The following is a 14,350-nucleotide window of genomic DNA, read 5'->3' as shown; positions in this document are numbered from 1 at the left end:
AGCACAAACCAAACAATTATTTATTCATCACAAATTAAAACAAAAAAATTATGAGCTTCAAATTAAAAAAACTTCACCACCTTTTTATACTATGGATTTTTTCTGTGAGTGTGGGTTATGGGCAAATAAATCTCATACCCAATCCAAGTTTTGAAACACTTACATCTTGCCCTACACACCAAGGTGATGTGGTAATGGGGAAATTAAGTAATTGGTCTTTAGGGTGTTATATTCCTAACAACACACCTGATATTTTAGCTACTTGTGCATCTGTAACACCACAAGATATCAGTGTGCCTTTCAATTTTTTAACGAGAGGCTTACCGAACGGTTTAATGCCTCGTCATGGAAATAATTATGTACATTTAAAAACATCAGATGCCGCAGAATCTATTAAATCGAACTTTACAAGTCCTCTGGCTTTAGGAAGAGAATACAAAGTGCGTATATGGGCATCTTTGACAGCTACACAAAATATGGGAAATACTCCTATCAATCCAAATTCAGGTGTAGAAATTAGATTATTAAACACAGCATCTGGATGGACAAGTATCTGTGATAGAACCTTAACAATTCCTTTGATAGGTACATTTACAACAAGAGGGCAATGGACTTTATTTGAAGCTACTTTTAGAGTTTCAGATTTGATGACAGCCGCAAATCTCCCTATTGAATTAGATGACCCTAACAATTCTTATGGTGTATATTTTAATTTTAAACAAACTTTTGAGATTAGAGCTAAAAGAAATGGTGAAGGAATCTTAATAGATGATATGTCATTGACAGAAGTACCTTGCAATCTTAATCCCGACTATTCATACTCTATAAATTGCGATAAAAAATCTAATCAGGCAGTTATAGATGTAATAGGTAATGCAGTAAACCAAAATAGTCAATGGATTTTGTATCGAATGACAGTCAATAGTACAGCTGACCAATATATAGACCCTACATTTGCTCCTGTTACTTTATCAGGAAATCAAGCACAATTTAGAGTACCCAATATTGCAGGCAGATATTATATGATTAAACATGGCGTTTGGGAAAGCAATGGAGGTTGTGGTTGGGCAGAGGTAAGAAAAGTATTCCAGATACCAACTTTTAGCAATTATGTAAATTCAGGTTTTAGTCATAGTCATTCAGGAAATACCACAGGATATTCTTTAACAGTGAATGCATTAGACCCAACTAATCCTTATAGCACATGGGGTTTATTTGCTAGCCCTGTATCACTTCCAACAACTTCTCCAAACTGGTATTCATCACCTGTATTGTTAGGAGTATCAGGTAATAACTACACATTTACGAATTTACAGTATAATATGTATTATATGGTTCGTCACGTTTCTAAACATAACTGCTCTGATTATGGACGTACAGATCAAGTATTTTATATTTCAGCTACTGGTAAGAGTAATATAGTATTGGAAACATACACAGAAAATATCTCTTTAGAAGAAATTGAAAAAATGGAAAAGGCATTCAGCCTGCAAAATACTACCCAAGATGGAGATATTAAAATTTATCCTAACCCTGCAAAAGAACAGGTTTCTATAAGTGGTTCAGAGAATAGTAAAGTGTTGATAACCAATCAGTATGGAAAAGTAGTATATGAAAATAATCTTTCAGGGGAATTGATGATAAATATAGCAAACTGGAAAAAAGGATTATATTTTGTAAATATTCATACATCAGAAAGAAAAACAGTTAAAAAGCTAATTGTAGAATAATCCAGAAGCCCTCTTAAATATTAAGAGGGCTTTTCTATATGATTTGAGTGTTTTACAACTTACAAATCCAAACCAACAGCTTACAAAGTATTTCAGTACATAATCAATTCAAATGCTCATTTTTGAATCATAAACCAAATATCCTAATTTCTTATGAAAAATATCTTATTCTCGTTCTTTTTAATTGTTTGTTTTGTTGTAAACACTGGCTTTACATCTGTTCATGATGATTCATTTAAGAAAATAGAAGGGGCTTTAAAAATAGTAAATGATACTAAACAAGATATTTATGTTTTTACAGGTCAGGCTCATGTAATGCTTTATCATGGAGGAGGTTCAACATCTGTTACTTGTGAGGCTGGACGCAAAATCTATAGAAGTGATAAAGGCAAAAAAGGGTCTTTGATATTCACAATAGATGAAACCATGTGTGGTAAAACGGTAAAATTATCAGCTTATCTGTAAAATTTTTCAAATAAATTAAAAAATAATCTAATGAAAATTATTAAATATATATACGTGTTCTTTTTTGTGATTAGCCAAAATCTATTTGCTCAAAATCAGAATAGTTTAGTAAAAAACTTTGGTGATGGAGATTATCAAGTATTTAAAGTTGAGAATGAAAGCTTAGTTCAGGCAACAAAAACATGGCCTTTAAAACTGTTTTTCTCTTCTAATCTGGATACAGAGAATAATAAAGTAATAGAAAAAGTGGAAATAAACAGAGCAAATGTAGTTTTGGAAGTATTTCAACCTGATATTCCAAACTACCCTGCATATTTTGGTTCAGGAGATAGTCGAATTACTTTTTTGAAAGATTATGTAATCTATTACAACTATGCCCAAGAACATGCAACCATTAAATATGTGTTGTGTAAAAACTGCTCAAAACCCGATTATAAAAGTCTAAATACAGAACTTGATAGCTATATTTTAGGAATATTTAAAAATCAGAAAAGTGCTCGAGAACAAATAGCTACCAATAAACAAAAGCAACAAGAAGCAGAAAAAATAAAATATTCACTCAAGGGTAAAAACATACAAAATATAGAAATAGTCGTTACAAATCTACCAACTGAGCTGGGACATTTTAGTCAAATTTTGTATGGTATTCAGGCTACACTTTCAGATGGTCAGGTATTTAAAACGCCAAACTTGGGTGGAAAAACAGACTGGGAGAATTTTGTAGTGGAAGTACAAGGGGCTGAATTTGGAGAAGAAAAACTTCAAATTCATGCAGATTGCCCAAAAATACCATCAGACCAAGTTCGTATCAAGGCTACTTCCAAATATCATCCAAATATTACTACAACCAAAAGTATTGATGTTTTGTATAATGCTCCGATAGAAGTTAATTATAGTGGGGGAAGAGGAGGAACATCTGGTATTTATGTGTATGCTGGTGCTCGGGGGCAAAATGGTACAAACTTAGATGTTTATGTAAAGCCTTCCAAGCATAAAAAAAATGGTAGCTCTTTGGTTCAGCTTGAAGTACGTAGTATGGGAAAAGTGCTTCACCAATTTAAAATAACACCTAACACACCTATCAACATATATGCCAATGGAGGTAATGGTAGTTATGGTGATAAATCCAAAGCACCTGGAAATGGAGGAAATGGAGGAGATGTAACTATCTATAAAGACCCAACAACACCTAATTTATCCATCAATGTTCAGAATAGAGGCGGAAGCGGAGGTAAGTATAAAGAGAGCAAAATTATGGCAGCAAATGGCTCAAGCGGTAGTTTCAGAACTTTAAACTGGTAAAAATTAATAAATCTTATTTTAAAATTAAAAAGTATGAAAAAATCATTTTTTGTAAAAGGACTATTTGCATTTTCTCTAATAACATTTTTGGGAGGCGTTCCAACACATGCCCAACTCATGAAAAAAATGAAAGAAAAGGAGCAGAAAAAGCAGGAAGAGGCTAAAAAGAAACAAGAGGAAGCAAGACAAAAAGCAGAAGAAGCTAAAATTGCTGAATTGACTAAGCCTTATGCTCAGGATTTTACGGATGAAACAGGCATTTCTGGAACATATTATGCTTTGAAAGGAATACAATTTAATAAAACAGTTTTCCAGAAAACCCTAAAATTACAATTTTTAGCCAAAGAAAATGGTAAAGTAGTGAATAAACTGAATGTGTATTACAATAAAGATGGTGGGTTTAATACTCCATATTTAGATGAAAAAATGAAGGAAAAAAACATTACAATGTTTAAATGTAGTGATTGTAATCAACTTTTTTATTATAGTAGTTACGTTAATTCAGAGTTTTATCAACCAGAAGCAGGAGTAGTGATTGTCTATGAGGATAATGCCAAAAAAGTAGTGGATGTTTGGGCAAAAGATAAAGCGAAATTAGAGGTTTATGATTTAGAAACAGCTCAGGCTAAATATGATCAATTTAAGAAACAAGCTGATTCAGAGAAGTTTGAACAGAAGAAAAAAAGTTTGATGAGTAACTACCCCACCTACAAAGAAAATATTGGAAAAGTAGTGTTTGTGGATAATTTTGGAGTATTTAATTATCAATATACAGACCAACCCAAAGAAGATTCTAAGAGTTTTGTGAAATCTCAGAGTATGGGAAAAAGTATTTATTGGGGAGCTTATTTGCCTATGCCCATGACAGTTACATGTGGAAATACGTGTCTGAGAAATATGGAGTACGAAATGGAAGGCATCAAAACAAGCAGAGAAGAACTGAGAAATAAAAGTAGAAAATGGAGTGATATGATTAAAGAAAAACCTGCTGAAGACAGATTCTGTTTGAATAATGGTTTCCAACTCATTAGCCATAGAGAAAATATATGGGATTATGCATATATCTATGTTTTATACCAAAATAGAGAGAAATTCCAACTTGGTAAAAGCTACAAACTTACAGCTCGTTTGTATTCCCATAAAGATGGAGCAAATGTAGAAAAAGTCGCTGAGGGTAGTATTATGCTGGTTTATGACCAAGATGCAAAAAAAGAACTGAGTGATATATTTACTAAGTTTGAACAGTTTTTAAATGAATAAATACCCAAAAGAATACAATGTATAATCAGTAAAAAAGAGGGATTTAGATTAAGCTTTTCCAAACATTGAACTTGTCTAACATTCAAGTTGAAAAAAAGTAGAAACGGTTAAAATTTGTAGTGTTACTTAAAAAAGGACTGAATCTTCTCAAAAATTTTAAACTTTTGAGAAGATCATTCCTAAAAAACTCACAATTTCAAATATAATTGATTTAAAAAAAAATGTTGGACAAACTCATAAAAAATACATAGAAAAATGAAAAACCTCATAAAAACTTTATTTGCTCTTGCATTAGTTCTTGTAAGCTTGAATGCCTCTGCTCAAAAATTTACAGGAAAATACTGGTTATATAGTGGTTATAGCTCTCCTGAGTATGATAGTTCGGGCTATATAGAAAAGGTAAACAATATGTTTCAAGGTTCAAAATTATATTTTGATACAGATGGAGACCTTGAAATTTATTTTCAAGATGGTAAAAGCTATATATTTGAATACGAGTGGAAATCTGACACCAACGTATTGATGCTCAATTTTACAGGTAAAAATACCAAAGATGAACACATAGCATTTCTACAATACTATAGCTATCGTTGCTATGTGAGTTCAGGGGACTTTTTAGTATTAGATTTTCTATCTCCTACAAGCAGTGGTTTGATTGATTCTAACGCAAAAGCCAAATTTGTTTTGTCTTTTAGAAAAAAATAAATTTGATAATCTGTTAGTTGTAAATAAAAGATTATAAGCAAAATACTGAGTTTCATTTTGTATGAAACCTTTTTGGTTGTACAACAATTACCCAAATAAATTTTTCAACTAAAAAAATAAAAAATCTCTCAAAATTCTTCTTAATGCTTGTATTCACTATTCTTTAGTGTTTTCGCACAAAAATCTACTGAACTTATAGGAACTCGGAAAATAGATTATGAAGCATCTAAAGTTTTGATGTCCAATGAAGAAAAAATTATGTAAAAATACTTTTACTATTTTATTGTGTAAACTATTTTTCTGACAGATATTCAACTGTTTTGATAATTTTATTTACATAAATAGTGCTATTTTGCTTGATTACAAATTCACTTACACCTACATGAGATTTGTTTTTAGGATTCCAATCATAAGTATATCCTAATTGTGTCCAAGGGTATTTATCTCCTTTACAATTGTAATAAGAATCTAATCGAAGCTGATTAACCCATTGGCGATATTCCTCAGAGGTATTTTCAGGAAAGCACAAACCACACGAATTATCTGTAATTTCATTGTCTGGGCAAGGACGAAATACATCACTAGGTTTTACCCAAAACTCAACAAAATGGGTTTTACTAACATTGGGAGGCAAACCCAGTAACTGTTTGAGTCGTGGACTTGGGTCATCTTTTTTATTTATTTTAAAAGATTTATATCGTTCTTTCAGTTCGGGATTTAGAGTTACCCAGATTGGATACTTTCCAGTATTGTATGTTCCAGAAGCAGGATAGTATTTTATATTCTGTTCGCTTGTCCAAGTAGATACCAAAACATATTCTTCTCCTTCAATGGTTTTCCATTGCAGATTTGGAGTTGTCTTTGAAAGAGCCAAAAGGTTTGTAGCAATTTTCGATTTTTCTGGATAGGCAGCACTGGCTACAGCCTGATTATAAAGAAATTCAGGATTTTTATTTAAACGAGTGACAGTACAAGCGTTTGTTAAAAATAAGAACAATAATGCTACAAGAGTTAAATGTGTTTTTTGCATAGTATGGAATTTTAAAAATATAGAATAAAAATTAATTTGCTACAATCAGGTTTTTGGCTGCTTTTAAATTGCATTTTTGATATTTGGCATACGCTTTAGAGGCTTCTAAGTGTATTTCTGATTTGGATTTACCTGCAATATAGGCATCTAAGGCATCATGAAGGCTGTATGCTTCAGGACACATCAAGCCTGTTGTCCACAAAAATGCATTGGTTTTGAGTGTTTTGAAGTAGTCCTTAAAATAAGGCTTGCTATTGCAAGCTAAAACAATACAGTCCCTACTTTTCTTGTCAATATTACCAAATTTATCTTTCAAACTAAAATCCATCAATCCATTGTGTCCAATATATGCCACCATTTTTGCATTACCATAAATACCTAAGGTTTTATTTTGAACATGAATAGTATCCCTTTTTTGTGCCGAACAACTGTACAATAAATCTTTGGTACATTTTAAAATATGTTGTCCATCATAAGCGTCTGCAACAATGTAAAACGGTTTAGTTTTGTGCTTAAAAACAAGCCTTTCAAGAATTGGGTAACTGCCTTTTTCAGTCTTAAGAAGCGTCCAGCTTTTACTTTTCTTAAAATATGTCTTAACACCAAAACCAGCACCCCAATATAAATTACTTGAAGGATTTTGTCCATTCCCCAAGCTCATGGAAACAGGTACAATGCCTTGATACAGATTATCACAAAGTGAAACAAGAATATGAATGGTTTTTGTGGTAGTGTCGAATTTTGTAATATTTTCGAAAATATCAAAATCTGCCACTTTTTGAGTAGGTTTCTCCTCAAAAGTTTTAGGATTGCTTCTACAAGCCCAAAAACAAGATAAAAATCCGAATAAAAATAAAATTTTCATCATGAGTTATTTCATAGATTGATGACTTACTGTTTCTGCAAAAATATACAAATCATTTCTACTAGGAGATATTTTCTCTAATTTTTCGATAAATGGTAAAGGAGCTAAAAACTGTTCATAGTATTCAATGACTTTATTTTTCATGGCGTGAATTTGATCTGGAGATAAAGAAAGCACATATTTTATTTTTTCTAATAAATCTGTTTCTCCTTCAAAAATAATAGCATTTTTTTGATGCTCTAAAACAGGTGAAAATAGATGTCCATATTCTAAGATAGGAATACATCCTACACTCATGGCTTCAATAATGTTATGACACCAAGGCTGATTCATACCTGGGCAAGCTAAAAAGAAATCAGAAAAAGATAACTGTTTTAACCAATCATCATTTTTGATACGACTTTCTAAATTATTACTATGTTGTTCACTGCTTATCCATTCATTTAGAACGAGTTTATTCTGATAGTTTTTTTCTAAAACTAATTTATCTTCAGGGTGTAGAATTACAAATATTTCTTGATTTGATAAGTTTTCACGAAGAATATTTAATATTTTAATCCTACTTAATTGATGGAAAAGACTTGAAAGTATGGGGTTATCATAAATGGCTGGATTTTGATTACCTGAAAAAAATATTCGCATCTTGGTTTGGTTTTTTCTATAATCCAAGATTTCCTGATGTTTTTCTTGCCCACAATTGCGAGGATGCATAGGATAAGGCATCAAAAGCATTTTTTGATAATTATCAGGGTTGCTTCTGAAAGAATTATAATTGAAAATAAATGATTTTTTCCATGTGTTCAAATCTAAATCAGATGAATGGTCTGAGATATAAATAACATTCTGTGTGTCTTTGATAGAGTTTACGATGTTTATTTGGGGAAATTTTAAAAACAATTTGGCTATATAGCCTAAATTACCCAGCCAAATGACATTGTTTTGAAGAAGTATCGTGTATCCAGCATCTGCAAAAAAACTTGCCAAAGCATACTGATAAGGAGTAGCCCCAATGGACTGAAAATTAAAAAGAACAATTTTTGTTTTTGGAGTATTGTGAAACTCTTTTTTTCTAATATCTTTTTTTAACCGAAAATAAGCCTGATAAGTACGAATCCTGTTTTTTATTTTTTCAAGAAGTATGAATAAATACTGTAATTTTAAAATTATAGACAAAGATGATAAATTTTCATGAGTTTTTCATAAACAACTTCTTCTGTATAATTCTCTTCAAATGTTTTTCGAGCATTTTGGTATAAAACTTCTCTTTGAGGCGAACTAGAAAAATTATCTATTTTTTCTTGTAAACTCTTAGGATTGGCAGTTTTAAAATGAATACCATTATAGCCATCAGTTACAATCGTATTGAGGTTTTCAATGTCGGAAACAATGACAGGAGTACCTGTACTAAAAGCTTCTAAAATCGTAGTAGGCAAGCCTTCATACCATACAGAGGGCATTAGGAGAGCCTGAGAGTGTTTGAGGCGTTCCATAATGAACGTTTTATCCTTAAAACCCCAAAATTTGATATTTGGGTACGTTTGGCAAAGCGTTTGAATTTCTTTTTCAAAATCGCCAGAACCAATAATTTCTACATTTTGAGATGTGTTTTTACACACTTCTATGAGGGTTTTAATGCCTTTTTCTTCAGAAAGTCTGCCTACAAACAGAAAGAAATTCTCTCTTGAATCAGCATTATTATAACCAAAATCTTTCACAAAATTAGGTTTTACAGAAATCTGAGAGTCTTTGAGTTGTAAAGAAGAATGAGTAAACTTTTGTTTTGCAAATTCTGTAAGGCAGATATAATGGGTAATTTTATTTTTCCAAGTACCCAGCATTTTATGAATACCCGTAATAGCAGTAGTTTGTGCTGTAATGAGCTTATTACCAAAACAACCATATTTGATGCCTGAAAACGGAAAGCGTTGATGGATACATAGTTCACAAGGCTTGTTTTCTCGCATCAGCAGGGCATTGGAGCATATCAGACGGTAATTGTGGAGCGTCATCACTACTGGAATATGATGTCTTTGAGTTTCAAAAAAGATAGACGGGGAGGCTTCTTTCCAAAAGTTATGAACGTGAATTAAATCTGGTTTAAAAGAGGCAATAATCTGTTTTATTTTCTTGGCAGATACAAAATTGTAAATACTTGTAAAACTGGTTTTTATTTTATCCCAAGTACCCTCAAGAGCTACATTTTGAAAGATGAGTTGTTCAACAGTATGCCCTTTTTGGCGTAACAGATTTGTTTCTGCCTCAAAGACAGCATCTTCACCACCATACTGCAAATAACGATTATGAACAAGAAGGATTTTCATAGAAAAATTGAACTATTAGGAGAAAAGAAAAAGGAAAAAAGAATATAAAAGTCTTTTGTCTTTCATCTTTTTTCCTTTTTTATCAAAAATATCACTTATAATTTATAACTCTTTTACACCTGTATCACCCCTACATTATAACGTTTGGTGATAGGAGCGTGGTTTGCTGCCTCTATCCCCATTGAAATAACCTTACGAGTGTCTAAGGGGTCTATTACGCCATCTACCCACAAATGAGATGCTGCATAATAAGGTGAAAGCTGATTGGCATAAATTTCTTTGATTTCTGCAAGTAATTGTTCTTGCTCTTCAGGAGTGATTTTTTGTCCTTTAGATTCCAATGCTGCCACCCTGATTTGCAAAAGTGTCTTGGCTGCTGAAGCTCCACTCATTACAGCCAACTGAGCCGAAGGCCAAGCATAAATCAGGCGAGGGTCGTAAGCTTTGCCACACATCGCATAATTGCCTGCACCATAAGAGTTTCCAATAATAAATGTAAACTTAGGCACTACACAATTTGCCATTGCATTTACCATTTTTGCCCCATCTTTGATGATTCCGTTGTGTTCAGATTTACTACCTACCATAAAACCAGTTACATCTTGCAAGAATACCAAAGGTATCTTGCGTTGATTACAATTCATAATGAAACGAGCTGCTTTATCTGCTGAATCTGAGTAGATTACCCCACCCATTTGCATTTCACCTTTTTTAGTTTTTATGATTTTTCGTTGATTGGCAACAATTCCGACAGCCCAACCATCAATACGAGCTGTTCCACAAATAATGGTTTTACCATACAACTCTTTATATTCCTCGAACTCCGAATTATCAACAAGGCGTTCGATAATATCACGCATATCGTAGGGCTTGGTTCTATCAGAAGGTAGAATACCATAAATTTCCTTTTGCTCTTTTTTAGGTAAGGCAGATTCAGCTCTGTTAAATCCAGCTTTATCAAAATCGCCTAATTTTTCAAATATGCCACGAATTGCATCCAAACAAGCTTCATCGTTTGGGTACTTGTTATCAGTTACTCCTGAAATTTCGGAATGAGTGCTTGCTCCACCAAGGGTTTCATTATCAACGTCTTCTCCGATAGCCGATTTTACAAGATACGAACCTGCCAAAAACACTGAACCAGTACCTTCTACAATCAGGGCTTCATCACTCATAATAGGCAAATATGCTCCACCTGCCACACAGCTACCCATAATAGCAGCCACCTGAATAATACCTTCAGAACTCATGACGGCATTATTTCTGAAAATTCTACCAAAATGCTCTTTATCTGGAAATACTTCTGCTTGCATAGGCAGATACACACCTGCACTATCCACCAAATATACAATGGGCAAACGATTTTCAATGGCGATTTCTTGAGCTCTCAAATTCTTTTTGGCTGTAATAGGAAACCATGCTCCAGCTTTTACGGTTGCATCGTTGGCTACTACAATACACTGTCTGCCAGTAATATAACCAATCACGATGGCTACACCTGCCGATGGACAGCCACCTTCTTCTTCGTACATGCCTTCTGCTACAAATGCACCCATTTCGAGTTGGGGCTTATCTTTATCCAACAAATACTCAATACGCTCTCTGGCTGTGAGTTTGCCTTTGGCTTTGTGAGTAGCAATACGTTTCTCTCCGCCTCCTAGATGTACTTTTTTGAGTTTTGCGTTGAGTTGCGTTACGAGTTGCTTCATGATGTCCTCGTTCTTGTTGTATTCAATATCTATTTTCATTGTATTTGAGATGAATGGATTTCTGAGCACACAATACTACATAAAATTTCAAGGATTTCTAAGTTTTTTACAATTTTTTCAATGATAAAGCCTATTACTCAATAAATTTAAAAACATAAAGAATCATATATTTTATAAAATATTGAAAAACAGACTATAAATATCCAATACTATGGATGAACGTAGATTTTATTTGTTTTTTTAAGATATTTATTCTATATTTGTATTGTTATAGAAAGGAACGGTCGTCCAAAGACCGTTCTTTTTTATTCTTTAATACAAGTTGTTATCAAATACACGAAAAGATTATGTCAAAGATTTCGTATTATACTCAAGAGGGTTTAGATAAACTGAAGGCTGAAGTACAAGAATTGCGTACCAAAGGGAGAGCAGAAATTGCTCGCCAAATAGCTGAAGCACGTGATAAAGGAGACCTTTCTGAAAATGCCGAATATGACGCAGCCAAAGAAGCTCAAGGTCTTTTGGAATTAAAAATATCTAAATTAGAAGAACTTTTGGGCAATGCTCGTCTGCTCGATGAGTCGAATATTGATATTTCCAAAGTATCTGTTCTTTCTAAAGTTCGTATCAAAAATAAAAAAACAAAAGCTGAAATGACTTATCTGCTTGTTGCTCAAGAAGAAGCAGATTTGAAAGCTGGTAAAATATCTGTAGATTCACCCATCGGTAAAGGTCTTCTAGGAAAAGTAGTAGGTGATACTGCCAAAATACAAGTTCCTGCTGGCGAAATAGAAATGGAAATATTGGAAATTAGTAGATAACTAAATAATACGGAGATGAGTAACTGGTACTTAAATTTTTAAAATATAAGGATCTAAACATAAAAAATATTCATGGCTCTTATACTCCATATTTCATACCCCAAATAGATACTGCTTATGGCTTCCATCTTTAGTAGAATTGCAGCAGGTGAAATCCCTTGTCATAAAATTGCTGAAACAGAACAATTTTTAGCATTTCTTGATATTTCTCCAGTTGCAAAAGGGCATACTCTGGTTATTCCTAAAAAAGAAATAGATTATATTTTTGATTTGGATGATGAATTGCTTGCTGGGTTACATATTTTTTCTAAAAAAGTAGCCAAAGCAATCGAAAAAGTTGTTTCTTGTGAACGAATTGCCACAGCCGTAGTTGGTTTGGAAGTGCCTCATGCACATATACATCTGATTCCTATTAATTCGATGGCTGATATGAACTTTGCCAATAAAAAAAATATGAGTCAAGAAGAACTTGCTCAAGTCGCAGAACAAATTAGACAGCAATTATAAAACGATTGGTGGCATAACTTCAAAGTTATGCCACTTGGTATTTAAAACAGCAAACAAGTTATGGTATTTTTAGATTTTGAACAACCTATCGCCGAACTGGAGGCAAAAATCAGTGAGATGAAAACGCTTGCTGAAAATAATAAAGTAGATTTGAGTGTTGCTATTGAAAGTGTTGAAAATCAGCTTTTAGAATTAAAAAAAGAAACTTATCAGAATCTTACTCGTTGGCAAAGAGTACAACTTTCCCGTCATCCTGAACGTCCTTATGCTTTAGATTATATCGAAAATATGTGCGAAGAGTTCATTGAATTGCATGGAGACCGTACAGTTGCTGACGACAAAGCCATGATTGGTGGTTTTGGTAGGATGGGCGAACAAACAGTTATGTTTATTGGACAACAAAAAGGAAGAAATACAAAACAACGTCAGTACAGAAATTTTGGAATGCCAAACCCCGAAGGTTATAGAAAGGCTTTACGTTTGATGAAACTTGCTGAAAAATTTAACAAACCTATTGTAACGTTGATTGATACGCCTGGTGCTTTTCCTGGTATCGAAGCTGAAGAACGTGGACAAGGTGAGGCAATCGCAAAAAACCTGAGAGAGATGTTTATGCTCAAAGTGCCCATTATTTGTATCATTATTGGCGAAGGAGCCTCTGGTGGTGCTTTGGGAATTGCTATTGGAGATAAAGTCTTGATGCTTGAAAACACTTGGTATTCAGTGATTTCTCCTGAAAGTTGTAGCTCTATTTTGTGGCGTAGCTGGGATTATAAAGAACAAGCTGCTGAGGCTTTGAGCTTAACGGCAACAGATATGCTTAAAAACAAACTCATAGATGGAATTGTAGAAGAACCTTTGGGTGGGGCACATACCAATCCTCAAAAAATATATGCTACAGTCAAAAAAATAATTTTAGAAAATATTAAAAAACTAGACAAATTAGATACAGATAAACGAATAGAACAGCGTATTGAGAAGTTTTCTAAGATGGGAGTAGTAAAAGAATAAGTTTTTATTGACTATTTTATGTGTTTTTCATATTATTATCAGACTGAATATAATTATATTTAGTCTGATTTTTTTTGGTATATATATCACTTTAAAAACGATTAAATTTTATGAAATTAAAAGCATTTTTATTCTCTATTCTGATACTTTGTTTTACACTAAATGGTGTATGGGCACAATCTACTTTTCAATTGCCAGAAAATATTGAATTTAAAACACCTGAAGACTACACTAAATACGAATCTACATTTGTTGAGGCTGCAAAATGGCTTGAAGACACTGATTTGGATAAGGAGCAAGATAAAAGGAAGAAAATCAATGCGTTTATCATACAATATTTAACAGGTAGCCCTTCTATTTCTATAGAAATTAGCACAAATCACATGAAACTCAGTGAAGGAAATGAACAATTTCTACTAATTTATATGGCTGGTTTTGGAAAAAGTGCCATTGAAAATAATAAAGACAAATCCAAGAAATACACATTTGTGAAGGCTGGAATTAACTCTATTCTTAAAGTTTATAAAAAAGGAATTGCTGTGAAGAAAAACTCAGAACTCAATAAACTGGCTAAGATGGATGATGCAAAATTGGATAAATATATTGCAAAGAATTTTTAGAAAT

Annotated in this window: 13 protein-coding genes and 1 pseudogene; 9 read left to right on the top strand and 5 right to left on the bottom strand. The window is 32.9% G+C overall.

Annotated elements, in window-relative coordinates:
- Positions 1 to 50 precede the first annotated feature (50 nt).
- From AD998_13410 to AD998_13390, 5 genes are all read left to right on the top strand, one after another.
- Positions 51 to 1,730 carry a hypothetical protein gene (locus AD998_13410; protein ID KOY87005.1) on the top strand — a complete coding sequence of 560 codons (1,680 nt, stop codon included), beginning with the start codon at positions 51 to 53 and terminating at the stop codon, positions 1,728 to 1,730.
- 153 nt (positions 1,731 to 1,883) lie between these two features.
- The gene (locus AD998_13405; protein KOY87004.1) at positions 1,884 to 2,195 is read left to right on the top strand and encodes a hypothetical protein; all 312 of its coding nucleotides are present in this window, start codon (positions 1,884 to 1,886) and stop codon (positions 2,193 to 2,195) included.
- Positions 2,196 to 2,225: 30 nt separating this feature from the next.
- Positions 2,226 to 3,497 carry a hypothetical protein gene (locus AD998_13400; protein KOY87003.1) on the top strand — a complete coding sequence of 424 codons (1,272 nt, stop codon included), beginning with the start codon at positions 2,226 to 2,228 and terminating at the stop codon, positions 3,495 to 3,497.
- A 33-nt stretch (positions 3,498 to 3,530) separates the two neighbouring features.
- Positions 3,531 to 4,757 carry a hypothetical protein gene (locus AD998_13395; GenBank protein KOY87002.1) on the top strand — a complete coding sequence of 409 codons (1,227 nt, stop codon included), beginning with the start codon at positions 3,531 to 3,533 and terminating at the stop codon, positions 4,755 to 4,757.
- Between the two features lie 255 nt (positions 4,758 to 5,012).
- Positions 5,013 to 5,462 (top strand): hypothetical protein, encoded by a 450-nt coding sequence (locus AD998_13390; GenBank protein ID KOY87001.1) that lies wholly within the window; start codon positions 5,013 to 5,015, stop codon positions 5,460 to 5,462.
- A 292-nt stretch (positions 5,463 to 5,754) separates the two neighbouring features.
- Here the strand turns inward: AD998_13390 and AD998_13385 are convergent.
- From AD998_13385 to AD998_13365, 5 genes and pseudogenes are all read right to left on the bottom strand, one after another.
- A pseudogene (locus AD998_13385) lies at positions 5,755 to 6,363 on the bottom strand (hypothetical protein).
- A gap of 160 nt (positions 6,364 to 6,523) precedes the next feature.
- The gene (locus tag AD998_13380; GenBank protein ID KOY88204.1) at positions 6,524 to 7,267 is read right to left on the bottom strand and encodes a hypothetical protein; all 744 of its coding nucleotides are present in this window, start codon (positions 7,265 to 7,267) and stop codon (positions 6,524 to 6,526) included.
- Between the two features lie 96 nt (positions 7,268 to 7,363).
- Positions 7,364 to 8,530, bottom strand: coding sequence for a hypothetical protein (locus tag AD998_13375; protein KOY87000.1), 1,167 nt, complete (start codon positions 8,528 to 8,530; stop codon positions 7,364 to 7,366).
- On the bottom strand, positions 8,521 to 9,678 hold the full coding sequence (locus tag AD998_13370) for a hypothetical protein (protein ID KOY86999.1): 1,158 nt from the start codon (positions 9,676 to 9,678) through the stop codon (positions 8,521 to 8,523). The genes AD998_13375 and AD998_13370 overlap by 10 nt, the downstream gene beginning before the upstream one ends.
- 113 nt (positions 9,679 to 9,791) lie before the next feature.
- Positions 9,792 to 11,420 (bottom strand): methylcrotonoyl-CoA carboxylase, encoded by a 1,629-nt coding sequence (locus AD998_13365; protein ID KOY88203.1) that lies wholly within the window; start codon positions 11,418 to 11,420, stop codon positions 9,792 to 9,794.
- Between the two features lie 314 nt (positions 11,421 to 11,734).
- Between AD998_13365 and AD998_13360 the strand changes: the two genes are divergently transcribed.
- The 4 genes from AD998_13360 (at position 11,735) to AD998_13345 (ending at position 14,346) form a co-directional block, all read left to right on the top strand.
- Complete coding sequence (locus tag AD998_13360) at positions 11,735 to 12,208, top strand: transcription elongation factor GreA (GenBank protein KOY86998.1); 474 nt, start codon at positions 11,735 to 11,737, stop codon at positions 12,206 to 12,208.
- Positions 12,209 to 12,325: 117 nt separating this feature from the next.
- The gene (locus AD998_13355) at positions 12,326 to 12,715 is read left to right on the top strand and encodes an HIT family hydrolase (GenBank protein ID KOY86997.1); all 390 of its coding nucleotides are present in this window, start codon (positions 12,326 to 12,328) and stop codon (positions 12,713 to 12,715) included.
- Positions 12,716 to 12,775: 60 nt separating this feature from the next.
- A complete protein-coding gene (locus AD998_13350; protein ID KOY86996.1) occupies positions 12,776 to 13,726 on the top strand; it encodes an acetyl-CoA carboxyl transferase in 951 nt (316 codons plus the stop codon).
- Positions 13,727 to 13,836: 110 nt separating this feature from the next.
- On the top strand, positions 13,837 to 14,346 hold the full coding sequence (locus AD998_13345) for a hypothetical protein (protein KOY86995.1): 510 nt from the start codon (positions 13,837 to 13,839) through the stop codon (positions 14,344 to 14,346).
- The last annotated feature ends 4 nt before the right edge of the window (positions 14,347 to 14,350 follow it).

Source organism: bacterium 336/3 (assembly GCA_001281695.1).
GTDB lineage: Bacteria > Bacteroidota > Bacteroidia > Cytophagales > Thermonemataceae > Raineya.
Note: the sequence above shows the minus strand (reverse complement) of the source record. Positions and strands in the feature narration are given on the sequence as shown.

Bases quoted from the DNA above. Each gene is read 5' to 3' on its own strand.
- AD998_13395 (KOY87002.1), top strand. From the start codon at position 3,531: ATGAAAAAATCATTTTTTGTAAAAGGACTATTTGCATTTTCTCTAATA.
- AD998_13405 (KOY87004.1), top strand. From the start codon at position 1,884: ATGAAAAATATCTTATTCTCGTTCTTTTTAATTGTTTGTTTTGTTGTA.
- AD998_13390 (KOY87001.1), top strand. From the start codon at position 5,013: ATGAAAAACCTCATAAAAACTTTATTTGCTCTTGCATTAGTTCTTGTA.
- AD998_13350 (KOY86996.1), top strand. From the start codon at position 12,776: ATGGTATTTTTAGATTTTGAACAACCTATCGCCGAACTGGAGGCAAAA.
- AD998_13345 (KOY86995.1), top strand. From the start codon at position 13,837: ATGAAATTAAAAGCATTTTTATTCTCTATTCTGATACTTTGTTTTACA.
- AD998_13370 (KOY86999.1), bottom strand. From the start codon at position 9,678: ATGAAAATCCTTCTTGTTCATAATCGTTATTTGCAGTATGGTGGTGAA.
- AD998_13400 (KOY87003.1), top strand. From the start codon at position 2,226: ATGAAAATTATTAAATATATATACGTGTTCTTTTTTGTGATTAGCCAA.
- AD998_13355 (KOY86997.1), top strand. From the start codon at position 12,326: ATGGCTTCCATCTTTAGTAGAATTGCAGCAGGTGAAATCCCTTGTCAT.
- AD998_13410 (KOY87005.1), top strand. From the start codon at position 51: ATGAGCTTCAAATTAAAAAAACTTCACCACCTTTTTATACTATGGATT.
- AD998_13360 (KOY86998.1), top strand. From the start codon at position 11,735: ATGTCAAAGATTTCGTATTATACTCAAGAGGGTTTAGATAAACTGAAG.